13 protein-coding genes and 1 pseudogene are annotated in these 19,912 nt (G+C 67.1%); 12 read left to right on the forward strand and 2 right to left on the reverse strand.

The genetic code is table 11. The features are described 5' to 3' along the window. Positions 1-17 precede the first annotated feature (17 nt). Positions 18-899 carry an ABC transporter permease gene (locus NWE53_RS22080; protein WP_265051492.1) on the forward strand — a complete coding sequence of 294 codons (882 nt, stop codon included), beginning with the start codon at positions 18-20 and terminating at the stop codon, positions 897-899. Between the two features lie 37 nt (positions 900-936). Continuing rightward, positions 937-2,271 carry an LLM class flavin-dependent oxidoreductase gene (locus NWE53_RS22085; protein WP_265051493.1) on the forward strand — a complete coding sequence of 445 codons (1,335 nt, stop codon included), beginning with the start codon at positions 937-939 and terminating at the stop codon, positions 2,269-2,271. Between the two features lie 56 nt (positions 2,272-2,327). On the opposite strand, the gene NWE53_RS22090 is transcribed toward NWE53_RS22085, so the two are convergent. Together NWE53_RS22090 and NWE53_RS22095 are read right to left on the reverse strand one after the other, a co-directional pair. Then, entirely contained in the window at positions 2,328-3,710 is a 1,383-nt protein-coding gene (locus NWE53_RS22090; RefSeq protein ID WP_265051494.1) for an NAD(P)/FAD-dependent oxidoreductase, read from the reverse strand. Continuing rightward, positions 3,628-4,344 (reverse strand): annotated as a pseudogene (locus tag NWE53_RS22095) (LysR substrate-binding domain-containing protein); the annotation flags it as partial. The gene NWE53_RS22090 and the pseudogene NWE53_RS22095, both read right to left, overlap by 83 nt. A 124-nt stretch (positions 4,345-4,468) precedes the next feature. Here NWE53_RS22095 and NWE53_RS22100 point away from each other — a divergent pair. The 10 genes from NWE53_RS22100 (at position 4,469) to NWE53_RS22145 (ending at position 19,885) form a co-directional block, all read left to right on the forward strand. Continuing rightward, positions 4,469-6,787, forward strand: coding sequence for a molybdopterin guanine dinucleotide-containing S/N-oxide reductase (locus NWE53_RS22100; RefSeq protein ID WP_265051495.1), 2,319 nt, complete (start codon positions 4,469-4,471; stop codon positions 6,785-6,787). Next, entirely contained in the window at positions 6,784-7,992 is a 1,209-nt protein-coding gene (locus NWE53_RS22105; RefSeq protein ID WP_265051496.1) for a CaiB/BaiF CoA transferase family protein, read from the forward strand. The genes NWE53_RS22100 and NWE53_RS22105 overlap by 4 nt, the downstream gene beginning before the upstream one ends. Positions 7,993-8,171: 179 nt before the next feature. Next, on the forward strand, positions 8,172-9,638 hold the full coding sequence (locus tag NWE53_RS22110) for a DUF1800 domain-containing protein (RefSeq protein WP_265051497.1): 1,467 nt from the start codon (positions 8,172-8,174) through the stop codon (positions 9,636-9,638). Between the two features lie 5 nt (positions 9,639-9,643). Next, entirely contained in the window at positions 9,644-10,894 is a 1,251-nt protein-coding gene (locus NWE53_RS22115) for a DUF1501 domain-containing protein (RefSeq protein WP_265051498.1), read from the forward strand. Between the two features lie 118 nt (positions 10,895-11,012). Then, positions 11,013-12,548: a CYTH and CHAD domain-containing protein gene (locus NWE53_RS22120; RefSeq protein ID WP_265051499.1), complete on the forward strand. Its 1,536-nt coding sequence runs from the start codon at positions 11,013-11,015 to the stop codon at positions 12,546-12,548. 196 nt (positions 12,549-12,744) lie between these two features. Beyond that, a complete protein-coding gene (locus NWE53_RS22125; RefSeq protein ID WP_265051500.1) occupies positions 12,745-14,214 on the forward strand; it encodes a M81 family metallopeptidase in 1,470 nt (489 codons plus the stop codon). A 103-nt stretch (positions 14,215-14,317) separates the two neighbouring features. Then, the gene (locus tag NWE53_RS22130) at positions 14,318-15,919 is read left to right on the forward strand and encodes an ABC transporter substrate-binding protein (RefSeq protein WP_265051501.1); all 1,602 of its coding nucleotides are present in this window, start codon (positions 14,318-14,320) and stop codon (positions 15,917-15,919) included. A gap of 133 nt (positions 15,920-16,052) precedes the next feature. After that, positions 16,053-16,994, forward strand: coding sequence for an ABC transporter permease (locus tag NWE53_RS22135; protein ID WP_265051502.1), 942 nt, complete (start codon positions 16,053-16,055; stop codon positions 16,992-16,994). A gap of 13 nt (positions 16,995-17,007) precedes the next feature. Next, positions 17,008-17,886, forward strand: coding sequence for an ABC transporter permease (locus NWE53_RS22140; RefSeq protein WP_265051503.1), 879 nt, complete (start codon positions 17,008-17,010; stop codon positions 17,884-17,886). Positions 17,887-18,022: 136 nt separating this feature from the next. Then, complete coding sequence (locus tag NWE53_RS22145; RefSeq protein ID WP_265051504.1) at positions 18,023-19,885, forward strand: ABC transporter ATP-binding protein; 1,863 nt, start codon at positions 18,023-18,025, stop codon at positions 19,883-19,885. The last annotated feature ends 27 nt before the right edge of the window (positions 19,886-19,912 follow it).

Below are 19,912 nucleotides of genomic sequence, written 5' to 3' on the forward strand. Positions count from 1 at the left end.
CGGCTCACGTGAAAGCGATGCAGATAACTCTCTCGATCCCCCATAGGCTGCGCTGCCCGCGCGTGCTGCGCTCGCTGTTGTCGAACAAGGCCGGTTTGGCCGGTCTCACCATCGTCGTCCTCATCGCCCTCACGGCGCTGCTGGCGGACCAGCTGGCGCCGCTCGACCCGCTGCGGCGCAACCTGTCGCTGAAACTGCTCCCGCCGGCCTGGCTCGAAGGCGGCAATCCGCGACACCTGCTGGGAACCGACAGCCAGGGACGCGACCTGCTCAGCCGCATCATCTTCGGCGCCCGCACGTCGCTGACGGTTGGCGTCGCGGCGGTCGCCCTCTCCAGCCTCATCGGCCTTTGGCTCGGCCTGCTGGCGGGCATGGCGGGTGGCAGGGTCGATGCGCTGATCATGCGCGTGATCGACGCGATGCTGGCGATTCCGACGATGCTGTTCATGCTCGTCGTGGCCCTCGTCGCGGGCTCCGGGCTGCTGCCGCTCGTCGTCGTCATCGCCGCGACCAACTGGGTCGGCTGTGCCCGGATCGTCAGGGCCGATGTCTTGGGCGTGAAGGAAATGGACTATGTCGCGGCGGCCCGCGCGATCGGCGCGCGCCCGCTCGGCCTGATCCTGCGGCACGTCCTCCCCAACATCCTGTCGTCCTTCGTGGTCGTCTCGACCATGAATGTCGGCACCGTCATTCTCGCGGAATCATCCCTCAGCTTCCTCGGCTTCGGGATTCAGCCGCCCGAGATATCCTGGGGCCAGATGCTGAGCGAGGGCCGGCAATATCTGGCGACGAGCTGGTGGGTTGCGACCTTTCCCGGTATCGCGATCACCTTGACGGTGTTCGGCGTCATCCTGCTCGGCGACTGGTTGCGGGATCATCTCGATCCTCGCCTGGACTGAACGCAGCTCCACTCGATTGACCCTGTCCGAGAATGCAATGACGACCGTCGACCAGAATGCCGGGAAGCCCCGCAGGCTCCATCTCGGCCTGTTCCACCAGCCGCTCGGCCGGCATCCGGCTGCATGGCGGCAGGACAGCGCGCAGGGCCATCCCGAGGATGTCGACTGGGCGATCCGGATCGCTCGCAAGGCCGAGGAGGGACTGTTCGACATGTTCTTCGTCGCGGACAATCTGGCTGGCCCGGAGCCGGGCGCCCAAGGCAAGGCCGGCGGGCTCGAACCGCTGACGCTGCTGTCGGCGCTGGCCGTCACGACCTCGAAGATCGGTCTCGTCGGCACGATTTCGACCAGCTTCGCGGAACCCTACAATGTCGCGCGGCAGCTCGCCTCGCTCGACCACATCAGCCATGGCCGCGCGGGTTGGAACGTGGTCACCACCCAATCGGATCGAGCAGCCGAGAATTTCAGCCTCGCGGCGCTGCCGGATCACGCCACCCGCTATGTGCGCGCCGGCGAATTCGTCCAGGTCGTCCGCGGCCTTTGGGATAGCTGGGCCGACGATGCCCTGATCATGGACAGGCGATCGGGAGCATTCCTCGATACGGCGCGGGTGCGCCTGCTGGAGCACAAGGGCGAGCATTTCGGCGTGCGCGGGCCGCTCAACATCTCGCGGCCGCCGCAGGGGCACCCCATCATCGTGCAGGCCGGCTCCTCGCAGGACGGCATTGGGCTGGCCGCGTCCGAGGCGGATATCGCCTTCACGGCGCAGGATACGATCGAGGATTCGCTCGTCTATCGCGCGGCGCTGAGCGAGGCCGCGAGAGCCGCCGGCCGCAAGGCGCCGAGCCTTCCGATCCTGCCCGGCGTCATGCCGATCGTGGGGCGGACCGATGCCGAAGCGCGCGACAAATTCGCCGCTTTGCAGGAGCATACCGACATCGCCGCCGGCATCCGCCAACTGTCCGGGCGCTGGGGTTACGACCTTTCGCAGCACCCGCTCGACGGTCCCGTGCCGGAGCCGGGGGAACGCATCCATGGGGAAAGCCGGGTGCGCCTCCTGCTGAACAAGGCGCGCGCCGAGAACTACACGCTGCGCGAGCTCGCCGCCCTGGCCATCGCATCGCATGGCCACCGCATCATCATCGGTTCGCCGCAGACCATCGCCGACGACCTTCAAACCTGGTTCGAGCAGGGCGCCGCCGACGGCTTCAACCTGATCCCGGCCTCGATGCCGGACGGGCTCGACGATTTCGTCGATCTCGTGATCCCCGTCCTCCAGGAACGCGGATTGTTCCGCCGTCATTACGAGGAAACCACACTGCGCGAGCGCTTTGGCCTCGACATCCCCCGGCTTGCCGCTTTCACGAGCTGAGCGGCCGGCGGAAAGCCGCTTTCGACCGGGCTGACCGACCGTATCGGAAATGACGGCTAGCGCTCGGCTCCCGCCAGCCATTGCTCCCAGGCGATCTGGGCCTTCGCTCCTGCGCCCCTGAAGGGCTCTGGCGGCAGCCAGTTCGGGCCCTTCTGGGCCAACCGGTCTGTCAGCAGCTGGGATTGCGATCCGCACGCCAGCTCAGCCAGCAACTTGCCGTGAATCGTTCCGCGCGTGACGCCGGCGCCGCCGCATCCAGCCGAGACGAAAAGGCCTGGCCTGACCTGCCCGAACGCGAAGGCGCCGTTATGCGTCACCGCGGTCAGCCCGCCCCAGACATGCTCGAACTCATGCGTCCTCATCGCCGGAAAGCGGTTGCGATAGAGCTGGGTCAGCATCGCGCGGACAGCGGCGGGTTCGCGTTCCCGCTCGTAGGAATCGCCGCTCCGGATCAACAGGCACCGCCCCGTCTTCCGCATCGTGGTGCCCATCCGATGCGCCGGCAACGCGCCCCATTGCGGCATTTCGCCGAGAAGCTCCAGTTGATCCCGGTCGAGCTCGGGCGTGAAGGCGTCGCCATAGGTGTAGATGCCGATCATGCGGTCGCGAGCGAGCCCGAAGGCCCGGGCATGCAGGTTGTTCGTGATGAACACCCGGTCGGCAGTGAATTCGCCGCCGCTGGTCGCCACCGTGAACGGCGCTTCACCGCTCAGCGAATGCACCGTGGTGTTCTCCAGAAGCGTAACGCCCGCCGGTAGATGATCCGCGAGACCTCGATGAAGCGCGGCCGGTTGGACCAGGGCACGCGTCAGCGACTGGATTCCGTAGCGATAATAGGCGGTTCCGAGAATGCGCCGCAGGTCCTCGGCCGGATATGCCTTCGATGCGATGCCCCAGGCTTCGTAGCGACGGCGCGTCGCATGGCGGGAGCTTTCGCCGCGCGATGTCGCGGCGGCGGTGATCGCAGGGACGTCTTCCTGCCAGTCGCAGGCGATCGCATGGGTCGCGACGAGTTCGCGCAGCCAGTCCAGCCCCGCCTGGACCAGCCCGATCTGCCGGGACGCCCAGTCGCCGCCGAAGCCCGCTGCATTGGCGCTGGGTTCGCCGGGATTGATCAGCAGGTAGCCCGAATAATTTGAGATTATTGATTGACGGGCGGCGCTCCCTTCCGGGCGTGAGCCGCGAAGGCCCGCGCCACCGGCGAAGGCTCGTTGCGGCGATAGGCGACCGCAAGCTCTGCCAGCACCGGCTCGCCCGCGATGGCGCGGTAGCGCAGGCCGGGAACCTGATGCTCCGGAGCGACTGCGGCACCAGCGCGACGCCGAGCCCGACGGCGACCATGCTGGCGATGGTGACGAAATCGCGTCCTTGCGGCCCCAGCCGCGGAAAGAAGCCGGCGGCGCGGCAGGCCGAGGTGGTATGCGCGTGAAAGCTGACACCCGCAGGGTGGCGCGGCGTGATGAAGATGTTGCCGTTGAGCGCCGATAGGGAAACCCGCTCCTGCTCCGCCAGGAGATGGTTCTCGGGCAGCGCCAGCATGATCTCCTCGAAGAGAACCGGCGTCGAGACGATGCCCAGCGGCAGCGGCACAGGGGGGCGAATGAAGCCGATATCCAGCTTGCCATGGTCGAGATGCTCGAGCTGCTGCGACATCTCCATTTCGGAGATGTCGAGCTCGACTTCCGGGTAGGCCTTGCGGAACTCGCCGATCATCGTGGTGAGTGCGCCGGTATAGGCGGCCGAGCCGACATAGCCGATGGCGATGCGCCCGAGCTCCCCTCTGCCCGCCCGGCGCGTCACCAGCAGCGCCGTCTCGGTCTGCTGGAGCGCCTTGCGCGCTTCCTCGGCGAAAAGCTCCCCCGCGAGCGTCAGCTTCACCGACCGGCGCGTGCGGTCGAAGAGCTGCGTTCCGACGATCTCTTCCAGATTCTTGATCTGCTGGCTGAGTCCTGGCTGCGCGATGCGTAAGCGTTCGGCCGCCCGGCCGTAATTCAGCTCCTCGGCGGTCGCGAGGAAATAGCGCAGATGCCTCAGTTCAAGCATCGCGCTGCTGGGACGTCGGCCTGGCGCCATCGTTCATGCCTCGCATTGAGAAGTTTAAATTCTTGAAATCGATCAGTCAGAATATTGGACCGATATGACCTCGCTCAGCAATATCGCCGGACCACCGATGCCCGCGTGCCCAGGCGAGTTGCGCATGGATTGTCCTCGACCGCCCTCGCGCGGCCTGCCTCACAGCGCCCATTGGGGCAGCTTCTTTGCCCGCCGCGACGGCGATCGATTGGTGCTGACGCCCCATCCCGAAGATCCCGCCCCGTCGCCGATCCTCGGCAACTTCACCGATGCGCTGGATCACAAGGCCAGGATTCGCCGGCCGATGGTTCGCCGCGGCTGGATCGAGGCCGGCCCCGGCCGGCGTGAGCGCGATTTCCGCGACGACCTCGTCGCGGTCGGCTGGGACGAGGTGCTGGATCGGCTGGCCTCGGAGATCGGCCGTGTCCGGACGAGCTTCGGGCCGCAGGCCATCTATGGCGGCTCTTATGGCTGGGCGAGCGCCGGGCGTTTCCATCATGCTCAGAGCCAGATCCATCGCTTCTTCAACGTGGCGTGCGGCGGCTATGTCCGCTCGGTCAACAGCTACAGCGCCGGGGCGTCGTCCGTCATCCTGCCGCATGTGCTCGGGCCGTTCGAGAATCTGTCCCGGCGCAACGTCACCTGGGAGCAGATCGCCGATCATACCGATTTCGTGCTCGCCTTCGGGGGCATGCCGTTGAAGAACTCGATGATCGCCAGCGGCGGCATCACCCGCCATATCGAGCCCGACGCGATGTGGCGGGCCGCCGCGCGCGGCTGCGCCTTCTGGTCCGTGAGCCCGCTTCGCGACGACATGCCGGACGATGCCCGTCCGCATTGGCTGCCGATCCGCCCGGGCACCGATGTCGCGCTGATGCTCGGCATCGCCCGGACGCTGATCGCGGAAAACCTGCACGACCAAGCGTTCCTCGATCGGTACTGCGTCGGCTTCGACCGCTTCGCCGCCTACCTCGGCGGCAAAGAAGACGGCACCGTCAAGGACGCCGAATGGGCGGCCGCAATCACCGGCGTCGATGCCGGCACCATTCGCGAGGTCGCCTGCAGGCTCGTCGGCGGCCGCAGCCTTGTCACGGTCGCCCATGCTCTCCAGCGCGCCCAATATGGCGAGCAGCCCGTCTGGATGGCGGCCGTCCTGGCGGCGATGGTCGGCCAGATCGGCCTTCCGGGGGGTGGCTACAACTACGCGCTCGGCGCCATGGGCCACACCGGCCGGCGGGTGAACGCCGTGCCGATCCCGACCATGCCGCAAGGCAGCAACGGGGTGATGGACTTCATCCCTGTGGCGCGCATCGCCGACATGCTGCTCGGCCCCGGGACACCGTTCGAATATAACGGGCAGACGCTGGCCTATCCCGACATCAGGCTGATCTACTGGGCCGGTGGCAATCCCTTCCACCACCACCAGGACCTCAACCGGTTGCGGCGCGCCTTCCCGCAGGTCGACACCATCATCTGCCAGGACAGCGCCTGGACGCCGATGGCGCGTTTCGCCGATATCGTCCTGCCGGCCACCATGTCGCTGGAACGTGACGATATCGGCGCCGCGGCGACGGACCCGCGCCTGATCGTGATGAAGCGCATCGCCGAGCCGGTCGGCGAGGCCCGCGACGATTTCGAGATATTCCGTGGCCTGGCGCAGCGGATGGGCTGCGAGACCGCCTTCACCGAGGGGCGCACGGCCCCGCAATGGCTGGAGCATCTCTACGAGCCGACCCGCGAAGCGCTCGCGGCGCAGGGCCATCCCGCGCCGTCCTTTGCCGAGTTCTGGAAGAGCGGCGAGATCCCCCTGCCATCGGCGCCGGACGATGGCGGGCTGCTGCGTGCCTTCCGCGCAGACCCCGAACGCAACGCCTTGCCGACGCCGAGCGGGCGGATCGAGATCTTCTGCGAGACGATCGCTGGTTTCGGCTACGACGATTGCCCCGGCCACCCCGCCTGGCTGCCGGCCACCGAGCAGCCCGACGCATTCGCGCCGCTGACGCTGATCGCCAACCAGCCGGCGACGCGATTGCATAGCCAGCTCGATTTCGGCGCCTACAGCCAATCGGCGAAACGGCATGGCCGTGAGGTCGTGCGGCTGAACCCGCAATACGCGGCCGAGCGCGGCATAGCGGACGGCGATCTGGTGCGGATATTCAATGGCCGGGGCGCCTGTCTGGCCGCAGCCCGGCTCAGCGACGGCGTCATGCCCGGTGTTGCCAACCTTTCGACCGGCGCCTGGTACGACCCGGTCGAGGACGACAGCGACCAGCCCCTCTGCCGCCATGGCAATCCGAACGTGGTGACGCGCGACATCGGCACCTCGCGGCTGGCCCAAGGGAGCTGCGGACAGGTCACCACGGTCCAATGCGCGCGATACGAAGAGGAACCGTCGCCCATAAGCGCCTACGATCCGCCCCGCGCAGCGAGCGAATTGCCATGAGCGGTCCTTTGGCTGGCATCCGGGTCCTCGACATGACCTCCGTGCTGATGGGTCCCTATGCGACCTCGATCCTTGGAGACATGGGCGCCGACATCATCAAGCTGGAAGCGCCCGAGGGCGATCTCATCCGCCAGGTAGGGCCCAGCCGAAGCGGCGCGATGGGCGGCATGTTCATGCATGCCAACCGCTCGAAGCGCAGCATCGTGGTCGATCTCAAGAAGCCTGCGGGCCGGGATGTCGCGCTCGATCTCGCGCGGACCGCGGACGTGCTCGTCTACAACCTGCGGCCGCAGGCGATGGAGCGGCTCGGCCTCGGCTACGAGGCAGTCGCCAAGGCCAGGGCGGACATCATCTATGTCGGCACCTTCGGCTTCGGGCAGGATGGTCCCTACGCCGCCAAACCCGCCTATGACGATCTCGTTCAGGGCTTGTGTGCCGTGCCGGCGCTCATCGCCGATGCCGGTGACGGAACACCGCGCTATGCGCCCATCAACATTGCCGACCGCGTCGTCGGGCTGCATGCGCTTGCGGTGATCCTGGCGGCCCTGCGCCATCGCGACCGGACGGGGCAGGGGCAGCGCATCGACGTCCCGATGTTCGAGACGATGGCGAGCTTCGTGCTTGGCGATCATCTCGGCGGCTTGAGCTATGATCCTCCTTTGGACGACGGCGGATATGCCCGTCTCCTTGCGCCGGACCGCAGGCCGTTCCGAACGGCGGACGGATATCTTTGCGCGGTCATCTATACCGACCGTCACTGGCAGCGCTTCATCGACATCGCCGGGCGGGACGACTGGCGCGGCGATCCGCGTTTTGCGAGCCATGCCAGCCGCACCCGCAATATGGCCGGGATCATGACGAGCGTCGCGGCGATATTCCTCACCCGCTCGACGGCCGAGTGGGAGCGCCTGCTTGGCGAGGCGGATATTCCGCATGCACGCATGCACACGCTGGATTCGCTTCTCAGCGATCCGCATCTGGTCGAAGTGGGATTCTTCCCGACCTCGGAGCACCCTTCGGAAGGGCCTGTGCGAACAATGCGTGTCGCTTCGCAGTGGAGCGCCAGCCAGCCTGAGCCGGAGAAACCCGCTCCCCGCCTCGGAGAGCACAGCCGCGAGGTGCTCGCGGAGGCCGGATATTCTGCAGAGGAGGTGCGACGGCTGGTCGCAGCGGGTGTCGTGACCTGTCTGGAAGCGCGGGACTGAGCGGCAAATGGAGCATGGCCTTGAAGCAGGGCCGAGCCCGGCACCGACAAAAAAACTGCTGAAATAGCAATCTTCGGGCGTTCTCCCGCGGCACATTTGCCGAATTGTCATGAATCCCTTCGGTTTTTCGCCATAGTCGCTGCCGATGCTGTCGCTCGTGATCAGCGGAGGCCGATGGCATGGCGGACTCGGGCGATCCAAAGGCGGGGGCCGTCGCCCTCCAGCGCTTCGGGCTCGGGCAGAAGCCGGGGCAGGGCGAGGCGATGCGCCGGGAGGCGCGGGACCGCCTGCTCGCCGAGATCGACGCCGGCCCCGTCGCACAGCCGCAGGGCGTGCCGTTCTCGGGCGCGGCCGAGATCGGCAAGGCACTCTACGCCTTCGAGGATGAGGAAAAGCGCGAGCGGGAAGCGAAACGCCCGCCCGCGCAGCAGCCCGCTCCGGGCATGCAGGTCGCGGCTGCGATGCAGGGCGAGGCTCAAGCCGACGCATCCCGGAGCCAGATGGCGCCGTTGCCCAAGCCGCCGAACGAGCCGGCGCTGCCCTACCGCACCTATCGCGACGAGGTGAAGGCGCGTGTCGCCCTGGCGCTGGCCGCCGAAACCGGCCTCGGCGAGCGGCTGACCCTGTTCTGGTCCAACCATTTCTGCATCGGCGCGACCAAGAGCAACATCTGCCGGATCATGGCGGGCGCCTATGAGCGCGAGGCGATCCGCCCGCATGTCTTCGGGCGTTTCGAAGACATGCTGGTCGCGGCCGAGAGCCATCCGGCGATGCTGGACTTCCTCGACAACCGCCAGTCCGTCGGCCCGAATTCGACGGTGGGCCGGCGCCAGCGACGCGGGCTCAACGAGAACCTCGCGCGCGAGATCATGGAGTTGCACACGCTCGGCGTCTCCGGCGGCTACAGCCAGGCTGACGTCACCAATCTCGCCCGCATCATCACTGGCTGGACGGTGGTGGGGCGCGAGGGCGTTCTTGGCTTTCCCGGCTCCTTCGCCTTCAATGCCGGGTTGCACGAGCCGGGCGTGACTCCGCTGCTCGGCCGTTCCTACGATCAGCCGGGGCGTGCGCAGGGCGTCGCGGCGCTGACCGATCTCGCCCGCCATCCTGCGACGGCCCATTTCATCGCGACGAAGCTCGTGCGCCATTTCGTGGCTGATGATCCGCCGCCGAAGCTGGTCGATCTCCTGGTCGCCACCTTCCGCCAGAGCGGCGGCGACCTGCCTTCGCTCTACCGGGCGCTGATCGGCAGCAATGAGGCGTGGACGGCGCCGGCGACGAAGATGCGTTCGCCGCAGGAGTTCCTGCTCGCCTCGTACAGGGCGCTCGACCGCCAGCACGATTTCGGCCAGATCAACGGGCCTTTGACCGCGATGGGGCAGCCTTTCTGGCAGCCTTCGGGTCCGAACGGCTACGCCGACGACAACGCCGCCTGGGCCTCGGCCGAGGGCGTCAAAACGCGCATCGACGTTGCCGCCGGCTGGGGGCGGCAGGCGGCGAATGCGGTGCCGGACCCGCGCAGCCTGACCGACGATATCCTGGGGCCGATCCTCTCGGCCGAGACGCGGCAGGCGGTGGCGCGGGCCGAGAGCCGGCCGCAGGCGCTCGCGCTCCTGCTGATGTCGCCCGAATTCCAGCGGAGGTGACGGTGATGGATCATCACGACGACGATGATGACTGCGAACGGATGACCCCGTCACGGCGCGCCGTCCTCGGCGCCGCGGGCGCGCTCTTCGCATGGTCCTTCGTGCCGAAATTCGCCTATGCCGCGGCGGGCGCGCGCGACTCCCGCTTCCTGCTGGTGGTCCTGCGCGGCGCGCTCGACGGTCTTTCGGCCGTGCCGCCGATCGGCGACCCCGGCTATGCCGACCTGCGCGAGGGCATCGCGCTCGCCAAGGATGGACCCGACGCCGCGTTGCCGCTCGACGGCTTCTTCTATCTGCATCCGGCGATGCCGAATCTGGCGCGGCTCTACCGGCAAGGCCACGCCGCCATTGTCCATGCCGCCGCGACCGGCTACCGCGAACGCTCGCATTTCGACGGGCAGGACGTGCTTGAAAGCGGCCAGCCCGGCCCGGGACGGACAGCTTCGGGGTGGCTCAACCGTCTGCTCGCCGGCCTTCCGGCCGGAGAAAGCGTTGCGCGCAAGGGCTTGCTCGGCGTCGGCGTCGTGCCGCCGCTGGTGGTGCGCGGCGAGGCGCCGGTGCTCGGCTGGGCGCCCCCGCGCATGGCGCGGGCCGGCGCCGACCTGACGATGCGGCTCGCCGATCTCTATGGCCGGCGCGATCCCGGCCTTGCGGCGGCGCTGAGCCAGGCGATCGAGACGCAAAGGCTGGCGCAGCAACGCGGCATCGACGGCAAGATGGGCGGCGGCGGGCCGGACACGGCCGATGGCATGCGAAGCATCGCAGAGGGGGCTGCCGCGCTCGTCGGCGCCGATGACGGGCCGCGCATCGCCGCGCTGGCCTTCGAGGGCTGGGACACTCACGCCAACGAAGGCGGCGCCAAGGGCCGGCTGGCGACGCTGCTCGGCGGGCTCGACGGTGCCTTCGCAGCCTTGGAGCAAGGTCTTGCGCCGGTCTGGAAGGATACGGTGGTGATGGTCGCGACGGAGTTCGGCCGCACGGCCGCGGTCAACGGCACGGTCGGCACCGACCATGGCACCGGTACGGTCGCGTTCCTCGTCGGCGGGGCGGTCAAGGGCGGTCGCATCATCGCCGACTGGCCCGGCCTGAAGCCGGAGCAGCTCTACCAGAACCGCGATCTGAGGCCCACGACGGATATCCGCGCCGTGGCGAAGGGCGTGGTGGCCGATCTGTTCGGCCTTTCCGGGCCGGTTCTGGCGGAGAAGGTGTTCCCGGACACCGGCGATCTCAGGCCGATGCAAGGTCTGGTGGTGTGACGGACAGGCCCGCGCCGACTCGCTTCTGGGGCGAGCCGCTGCGACCGGCTTCAATGCTATACTGGCGTGAGACAAGAGCGCCCTGTCCTTGTCTTCACCGGGAGCGCCAGGTCAAAGCATGACCGACCCGAAGGAAGTCGAGCTCAAGCTGGTTTGCGATGCGGCGGACTTGACCACGCTGCAGCAATGGCCGCGTTTTGCCGCGGCTGAGGCGAGAAGCGAGGATCGGCTGGAGTCGATCTATTTCGACACGCCGAAGCGCCTCCTGCAGGGATGCGGTTACGTTCTGCGGGTGAGGCGGACGAAGGATGGCTACGTCCAGACCGTGAAAGCCGGCGGCGACGGCCTGATCGAGCGCCCCGAATGGGAGGCGGCGGTCGGCGGCCCCGAACCGGATCGCGACGCCCTGGACAAGACGCCGCTGGCGAAGCTGCTTGGCAGGAAGGCGAAGCTCGTCGCGTTGTTCGCCGTCTCGGTCGAACGCGCCACCTGCCTGATGGAGCATGGGAACTCGCAGATCGAAGTCGCGCTGGACCAAGGGCGCGTCACGAACTCTCGCGGGGAGGACGGCGCGGAGACCGCCGCCATCAGCGAGATCGAGCTGGAGCTGAAGACCGGAACGGCTGGCGACCTCTTCACGCTTGCGCGCGAAATCGGCACGCGCGTGCCGGTCCGTCTCGGAGTGGCGAGCAAGTCGGAGCGCGGGTTCGGCCTGATCGACGGGCAAGCCGACCGGGTCCGCAAGGCCGAGCCGGTCGCCCTGTCGGAGGACATGTCGGCAGCAGATGCCTTTCGTGCCGTTGCCCATGGCTGCCTGCGCCAGTTCCGGCTGAACGAGGACATCCTGCTCGATCGGCGCGACGCGGCCGCCCTGCATCAGGCCCGCGTTGCGGTGCGCAGGCTGCGTTCGGCGATGTCCCTGTTCAAGGATATGCTGGACGACGACGGGCTGAAGGACATCAAGGTGGGATTGAAGCGCCTGTCGGAGCCTTTGGGGCGAGCCCGGAATCTCGATGTCTTCCTTTCGGAAACGCTGCCGGCGGAGAGGTCCCGACATCCCGACCAGGTCGAACTCCTCAACCTGGAGAAGCATCTCGAAAGCCGACGCACGGAAGCCTACCTTGCCGTGGACGACATGCTGCGTTCGGAGGAATGGCGGCATTTCCTGATCGATCTGGTCGCGTGGATCAACGCCGGCCCGTGGCTGTCCGAGGCGAACGCCGCCGAGCGAGACCAGCCTGTCCTGCCGTTTGCCTCGCGCCAGCTCGACAAGCGCAGGCGGCAGGTCCGGAAGCGTGGCCGGCATCTCGCGGCGTTGGACCCGGAGGAGCGGCACCAGGCGCGGATCGCGGCGAAGAAGCTGCGCTACGGCGCCGAATTCTTCGCTGGTCTCTACAAGGGCAAGAAGGAACGGAAACGCCGGAAGGCTTTTGCATCGGCTCTTGGAAAACTGCAGGACAGCCTCGGCACGCTCAACGACATTGCCTCCGGCCATCAGCTGCTCGAACATGTGGCGGGTTCGGATGCCGGCGGTTCCGTTCTGTTCGCCGCGGGGCTGGCGGCGGCCGACATCGGCGCGAAGGAACGGAAGTTGCTCGCATCCGCCGTCGGGGCGCATGAAGATCTGGTCGAGCTGCGGCCGTTCTGGCAGTGAGCGGATCGTTGCAGGCAGGGAACCTTGCGTGCCGATGGTGGACCGCACGCTGGTGAGCGATCGTATCCAGGACGCTGCCATCGTTCTCGAATTATGTGCCGCCATGCTGCATGCGCAAAACTTCATGGTTTGCACTGCGGCTTGACTCTGGCTTCCCGGCCAATCGAACATGGCGCGACATTCGGGAAGGTGACCTATGCGCCTGTTCGCTGCCTCGCTCGCAACCGAAACGAACACCTTCTCTCCCATTCCGACATCCCGGGCCAATTTCGAGGCCTCGGCCTATTTTCCGGCCGGCCAGCATCCCGATCGCGCCACCCATTGCACGGCGCCGTTATACGTTGCGCGGCAGCGGGCCGAACGCGACGGCTTCGAGCTCGTCGAAGGCTCCTGCTTCTGGGCCGAGCCTTCCGGAACCTGCGCCAAGGCCGACTATGAGGAGATGCGCGACGAGATCCTTGCCCAGCTCAAGGCCGCATTGCCCGTCGACGGCGTCCTGCTCGGATTGCACGGCGCCATGGTCGCGCATGGCTATGATGATTGCGAGGGCGACATCCTCGATCATGTCCGCGCCATCGTCGGCCCCTCCGTGCCGATCGGCGTCGAGCTTGATCCGCACTGCCACCTGACGGAGAAGCGCGTCCGCCTTGCCGATGCGATCATCCTCTACAAGGAATATCCGCATATCGACTTCGTCGAGCGCGCCGAGGAACTCGTCGATATCATCCTCGGCACCGTGCGCGGCGAGATCAGGCCGGTGATGTCGCTCTATGACTGCCGCATGATCGAGCTCGTGCCGACGACGCGCGAGCCCGGACGCTCCTTCGTCGATCGGATGAGCGCGCTCGAAGGCAAGGATGGCGTGCTCTCGGTTTCGCTGGCGCATGGCTTCCAGCAGGGAGACGTGCCCGAGATCGGCACCCGCCTCCTCGTCATCACCGACAACGACAAGGCTGGAGGGGATGCGCTCGCGGTGAAGCTCGGCGAGGAGTTCCGGTCGCTCAAGGGGCAGTTCGCCCCGCCCGTCGTTCCGCTCGACGAGGCGCTCGACCGTGCCCTCGGCAGCGCTGCCAATGGCCCGAGCGTCATCGCGGATTCGACCGACAATGCCGGCGGCGGCGCGGCCTCCGACAACACCAACATCATCCACCGCCTGCGCGAGCGCGGCATCCGCGACGCGGCCATCGGGCCCGTCTGGGATCCGGTCGCGGTGGAGTTCTGCCTGACCGCCGGCGTGGGCGCCACCATCCCGCTGCGCTTCGGCGGCAAGGCGGCCTCGACCTCCGGCACGCCGGTCGACGGGGAGGTGACGGTGCTCGGCGCCATCCGCAACGGCACTCAGAGCTTCGGCACCGCGAAGGTGCCGATCGGCAACGCGGTCGGCATCCGCATCGACGGCATCGATGTCGCGCTCCTCTCGCACCGCACGCAGGCGCTGGGGCTCGAGATCTTCACCAGCGTCGGCATCGAGCCGACGCAGAAGCGCATCGTCAGCGTCAAGTCGACAAATCACTTCCACGCCGCCTACGGACCCATCGCAAGCGAGGTGATCTACACCGACGGCGGTGGCCCTTCGCATCTCGACGTGCGCAAATACCCCTACCGCAAGATCAACCGGCCGCTCTGGCCGCATGATCCGCTCCCGCCGGGCCGGCTCGTCGTCTGACGCCGCATGCACCGGATGGACCAGGAGAATTGATGCCATGACCCGCTGAGGGCCAGACGAGGCGAATGCCCGCGGCCCGATCCACAACGAGGAGGAGAACGACATGAACACGACACGCCGTCGCTTCGTACAGGGCGGGCTGGCCACCGGCGCGATCGTCGCCGCTCCGGCCACGATCCGCGCCCAGACCACGCCTCCCGTGGCGCGCACCATCCGCGCCGTCCTGCATGGCGATCTTCGCGTCTTCGATCCGATCTGGACGACCGCGAACATGACCTCCTACCACGCCGGCATGGTCTACGACACGCTGTTCGGCGTGAACGACAAATACGAACCGCAGCCCCAGATGGTCTCGAAATGGTCGCTCTCGGACGACCGCAAGACCTATAGCTTCGAGCTGCGCGACGGTTTGCGCTTCACCGACGGCACGCCGGTGACGGCGAAGGATTGCGTCGCCTCGATCCGGCGCTGGGGCGCCCGCGACGGCGGCGGCCAGCACATGATGGCTCGCCTCGCCGACACGCCGGTGAAGGACGACAAGAATTTCCAGATCGTGATGAAGGAGCCTTACGGGCTCGTGGTCGAGTGGCTGGCCAAGGCGGCCACCAATGTCTGCTACGTCATGCGCGAGAAAGAGGCGCAGACCGACCCCAACCAGCAGATCAGCACCATCCTCGGCTCCGGGCCCTTCCTCTTCAACGAGGGCGCCGTCGTCCAGGGGCAGCGCTACGTCTACGACCGCAATCCGAACTATGTGCCGCGTTCGGAGCCGGCCGTCTTCACCGCCGGCGGCAAGGTGGTGAACGTCGACCGCGTCGTCTACGAGAACATCGCCGACGAGGCGACGGCGATCGCCGCGATCCGCGCCGGCGAGATCGACATGATCGAATACCCCAATGTCGACCTGCTCGACTCGCTGGCCGGCGAGAAGGAGATCAAGCTCGAGGTGCTGAACAAGCAGGGGCAGCTCGGCTGGGCGCGTGTGAACTGGCTCCATCCGCCGTTCAACAACGTCAAGGCCCGCCAGGCGATGCTGCACCTGATCCACCCCACCGAGGTGATGAAGGCGACCTTCGGCGACGAGAAGTATTTCCGCGGCTGTTCCTCGCTCTTCGGCATGGGAACGCCGATGGAGAACGACGCTAATATCGACTGGTTCAAGACGGCGCCGAACCTCGACAAGGCCAGGCAGCTCGTCAAGGAATCCGGCTATGACGGGCGCCCGGTCGTGGTGCTGCAGGCGACCAACATCGCCTATATGAACAACGCCGCCAACCTGATCGCGCAATGGATGCGGCAGGCCGGCTTCAACGTCTCGCTGCAGGCCTCCGACTGGGGCGCGGTCGTCACCCGCCGCGCCGTCAAGGCAGCGCCGGACCAGGGCGGCTGGAACGTCTTCTTCACCTCCGGCTCGGTCAACGCCTTCGGCAATCCCGTCTCGCTCAGCGGCCACGCCGCCAATGGCGAGAAGGGCTGGTTCGGCTGGCCGACCAACGAACTGCACGAGCAATTGCGCGACCAATGGGCCGGAGCCTCGACCGACGCCGAGCGTAAGCAGATCGCCCGCGATATCCAGCAGAACGCCTGGGATTTCGTGCCGCATGCGTATTTCGGCCAATGGTTCCAGCCGGCGGCCCTGCGAAACCTGACGGGCCTGATCGGCATGCCCGAGCTGATCCCGTTCTGGAACGTCAGAAAGGGCTGAGCGCCCTGCCGAGCCCTGCATCCGATCTCCGGGACCCACCATCGGCGGGCCCCGGCCGCAACGTCGCCTTTCGCGGGCGATCGCGCGGCTGCGGCCCGCGCAACGACCTAGCCGACGGAGGACGACCGGAGCCATGCTGAGCTATCTCGCACAACGCCTGGCATCGACCATTCTGGTGATGACGCTGGTCGGCATCTTCGTCTTTCTGCTGCTGCATCTTTCGGCGGGCGACCCGGCCGCCATCATCGCCGGCGACTACGCCACGCCGCAGCAGATCGTCGCCATCCGCCAGCGGCTCGGCCTGGACGATCCGCTGCTCGTCCAGTTCGGGCGCTGGGCGCTGCGCGTCGTGCGGGGCGATCTCGGCGTCTCGATCTTCTCCGGCACTCCGGTCTCGACCCTGATCCTGCAGCGGCTGGAGCCGACATTGTCGCTAGCCGTGCTGACGATGCTCTTCGCCGTCACGATCGCGGTGACCTTCGGCGTCCTAGCCGCCTGGAAGGCGGGCAGCCCTGTCGACCGGCTGCTGATGGGCTTCTCCGTGCTCGGCTTCTCCATGCCGACCTTCGTCGTCGGCTATGGGCTGATCTACATCTTCGCCATCGAGCTGCGCTGGCTGCCCGTGCAGGGCTACCGGCCGATCCTGGACGGGATCGGCCCCTGGTTTCTCCACCTCATTCTGCCGACGGTGACGCTCGGCCTCGCCTATGTCGCGCTGATCGCCCGCATGACGCGCGCCTCGATGCAGGAGGTTCTGGAGGAGGACTATATCCGCACCGCCAACGCCAAGGGCGTCCCGGCGCGCACCATGCTGATGAAGCATGCGCTCAAGAACGCCGGCGTGCCGATCATCACCGTCATCGGCATCGGCGTCGCGCTCCTGATCGGCGGCGTGGTGATCACCGAGACCGTATTCAATATCCCCGGCGTCGGCCGGCTGGTCGTCGATGCCATCTCGAAGCGCGATTATCCGATCATCCAGGGCGTGATCCTCGTCTTCTCCGGCGTCTACGTGCTGATCAATCTGGCGGTCGATCTATCCTATTCGCTCATCGATCCACGCATCCGGCATTGAGGGAGCGCGACCGATGACCGTGATCACCGCTCCGCCCGTCGTTCCGTCCTCCGGCAACCAGATCGCTCGCCTCGGTCGCTTCGCGCGCCGCAACCCGACGGTGCTGCTGGGTGCCGCCATCCTGATCTTCTTCCTCGGCGTCGCCATCGTGGCGCCGCTGATCGCCGGCGATCCGATGATGAAGCTGCCGACCCGGCGCCTGCAGCCGCCGTCGCAGGCCCTGTGGTTCGGCACCGACCATCTCGGCCAGGATGTCTTCGCCCGCACCGTCTATGGCGCCCGCGTCTCACTCATCGTCGGCTTCAGCGTCGCGACGATCTCGATCCTCGTCGGCCTGACGATCGGCCTCTTCGCCGGCTATTACCGCTGGTTCGACGGTATCGTCATGCGGCTCATGGACGGGCTGATGGCGATCCCCGCAATCCTGCTGGCCATCGCCATGGTCTCCCTCAACCAGGGCAGCATCGGCATCGTCATCGCAGCGATCTCGATCCCGGAGCTGCCGCGCGTCGTCAGGCTGGTGCGTTCCATCGTGCTCAGCGTCAAGGAACTGCCCTTCGTCGAGGCCGCGATCGCCTGCGGCGCGCGCACGCCCCGGATTCTGTTCCGCCACATCATGCCGAGCACGATTGCGCCCCTGATCGTGCAGGCCACCTATATCTGCGCCTCCGCCATCCTGGTCGAGGCCTCGCTGTCATTCCTCGGTGCCGGCGTTCCGCCGGAAGTCCCGAGCTGGGGCAACATGATCGCGTCGAGCCGCCTCTATCTCGCCCGCGCACCCTGGACGATCTTCTGCCCGGCGATTGCGCTGGCGCTGGTGGTGCTGGCGGTGAACCTGCTCGGCGACGGCCTGCGGGACCGGCTCGATCCCCGTCTCTCGCGGCGATTATAGGAGCTTAATACGGGTTTCCGCCGCCGTGAACCCATAGTTCCACTCCATCCCCGGCCTGCGCAGAGTATGGCTCGGTCGGTGCCCTCAGGCTAAAAGAGGGCACGGAGTCGCGGACTTCGGCAATCCAGGATCGAGAATGGTTTTCATCGCGCCTCTGGCTTCTGCCAGGACGACGCTGCTTCAGCGCTTCACGACACTAGCGCGGCTGCCGCGCCTGCTGCGAAGCCTCTGGACGGCAAGTCCCGTCCTGGTGTCGGCGGCGATCGTGCTGCGGCTGCTGCGCGCGGTGCAGCCACCGCTCGTGCTGTTCGTCGGCAAGCTGATCGTCGACGAGGTCGTGCTGCAGGCGGGAATGCCGTCGCCGGGGCCCGCTCTGGCCGACTGGCTGGCGAGCGGGCGCCTCTCGGCGCTGGCCGAGTGGCTCGCGCTCGAATGCGTGCTAATGGTCGGCGCGAACATCCTGCAACGCCTGAGCACATTGACGGAGGGGCTGCTCTCCGAGCGGCATGCCAACCGGCTCGGCATCGATCTGATCGAGCACGCCGCGCGGCTCGACCTGATGGATATCGAATCCAGTCAGGCGCAGGACAAGCTGCTGCGTGCGCGCATCCAGACGATGAGCGGGGGTGGGTTGCTCAGCCTGATGATGGGGCAGGTACAGAGTGTCGTCACGCTGATCGCCTTTCTCGCGGGGCTGATCTTCTACGCGCCGGTGCTGGTCTGCCTGCTCATGCTGGCGCTGCTGCCCACGCTGCTCAGCGAGGCGTATTTCAACGAGAAGACCTATGACTGGAGCGTCGCCACTACGCCCGAGCGCCGGCAGATGGAATATGTCCGCCATGTCGGCTCGGTCGCGGATCTGGCCAAGGAGGTCAAGCTCTTCGGCCTCGGCGGATTCCTGGCGGATCGCTTCGGGGCCCTGGCCGAGAGGCTGTTCGTCGCGCGGCGCAGGCTGGCGATCAGCCGCGCCGTCTGGGGCAGCCTGTTCGGCGCGGTCGGCTCGCTCGCCTATTACGCGGCCTATGCGGTCCTGGCCTGGCGGGCCGTGCGGAGCGAGATCAGCCTGGGCGATCTGATCTTCCTCTCCGGCTCGCTGCTGCGCTTGAACGGGTTGTTCGAAGGCCTGATCCTCGGCCTGACGCAGATCGCCTCGCAGGCGCAATATCTCAACGACTACTTCTCCTTCATGGATCTGCGCTCGTCGATGCCGAACGCGGCGCGCCCGCGCGCCTTTCCGTCGCCGCTGCGGCAAGGCATCGTCTTCGAGGATGTCGGCTTCCGCTACCCCGGCAAGGACGGCTGGGCGGTGCGCCATCTCAGCTTCGTGCTCAGTCCCGGCGAGACGCTCGCGCTGGTCGGGGAGAACGGCGCGGGCAAGACCACGATCGTCAAGCTGCTGACCCGGCTCTACGATCCGGTCGAGGGCCGCATTCTCGTCGATGGCATCGATCTGCGCGAGATCGACCTTGACGAACTGCGCAGCCATGTCGGCGCGATCTTCCAGGATTTTGCGCGCTACAACATCACCGCGGCGGAGAATATCGGCATCGGCCGTGTCGCTGCCATCGATGATCGGCCGAGGATCGTCGAGGCCGCGCGGAAGAGCCTGGCCGACCCGCTGATGGGCAAGCTCCCGATGGGATACGACCAGATGCTGGGGCGCAGTTTCGCGCAAGGGATCGATCTCTCGGGCGGTGAGTGGCAGAAGATCGCGATCGCGCGGGCCTATTTCCGCGACGCTGATATCCTCATCCTCGACGAACCGACCGCTGCGCTGGATGCCCGCGCCGAGGTCGAGATTTTCGAGCGCTTCCGCAACCTGAGCCGATCGACGACCGCGCTCCTGATCTCGCACCGCTTCTCGACCGTGCGCATGGCCGACCGTATCATCGTGCTGGAAAACGGCGCGATCCTGGAAAGCGGCGATCACGCCGCCTTGATGGCGCTGGGCGGGCGCTACGCCGAGCTGTTCTCGCTCCAGGCTGCGGGCTTCCAGTAGCCGGAAGTATCCCGCTCAAGTCGGAGC

It is taken from the genome of Bosea sp. NBC_00550 (genome assembly GCF_026020075.1).
Classification (GTDB): domain Bacteria; phylum Pseudomonadota; class Alphaproteobacteria; order Rhizobiales; family Beijerinckiaceae; genus Allobosea.

What these genes read in the sequence shown, in the direction of transcription:
- NWE53_RS22115 (WP_265051498.1), top strand. Translation starts at nt 9,644, where the DNA reads ATGGATCATCACGACGACGATGATGACTGCGAACGGATGACCCCGTCA.
- NWE53_RS22100 (WP_265051495.1), top strand. Translation starts at nt 4,469, where the DNA reads ATGGATTGTCCTCGACCGCCCTCGCGCGGCCTGCCTCACAGCGCCCAT.
- NWE53_RS22135 (WP_265051502.1), top strand. Translation starts at nt 16,053, where the DNA reads ATGCTGAGCTATCTCGCACAACGCCTGGCATCGACCATTCTGGTGATG.
- NWE53_RS22080 (WP_265051492.1), top strand. Translation starts at nt 18, where the DNA reads ATGCAGATAACTCTCTCGATCCCCCATAGGCTGCGCTGCCCGCGCGTG.
- NWE53_RS22140 (WP_265051503.1), top strand. Translation starts at nt 17,008, where the DNA reads ATGACCGTGATCACCGCTCCGCCCGTCGTTCCGTCCTCCGGCAACCAG.
- NWE53_RS22085 (WP_265051493.1), top strand. Translation starts at nt 937, where the DNA reads ATGACGACCGTCGACCAGAATGCCGGGAAGCCCCGCAGGCTCCATCTC.
- NWE53_RS22110 (WP_265051497.1), top strand. Translation starts at nt 8,172, where the DNA reads ATGGCGGACTCGGGCGATCCAAAGGCGGGGGCCGTCGCCCTCCAGCGC.
- NWE53_RS22125 (WP_265051500.1), top strand. Translation starts at nt 12,745, where the DNA reads ATGCGCCTGTTCGCTGCCTCGCTCGCAACCGAAACGAACACCTTCTCT.
- NWE53_RS22130 (WP_265051501.1), top strand. Translation starts at nt 14,318, where the DNA reads ATGAACACGACACGCCGTCGCTTCGTACAGGGCGGGCTGGCCACCGGC.
- NWE53_RS22120 (WP_265051499.1), top strand. Translation starts at nt 11,013, where the DNA reads ATGACCGACCCGAAGGAAGTCGAGCTCAAGCTGGTTTGCGATGCGGCG.
- NWE53_RS22105 (WP_265051496.1), top strand. Translation starts at nt 6,784, where the DNA reads ATGAGCGGTCCTTTGGCTGGCATCCGGGTCCTCGACATGACCTCCGTG.
- NWE53_RS22145 (WP_265051504.1), top strand. Translation starts at nt 18,023, where the DNA reads ATGGTTTTCATCGCGCCTCTGGCTTCTGCCAGGACGACGCTGCTTCAG.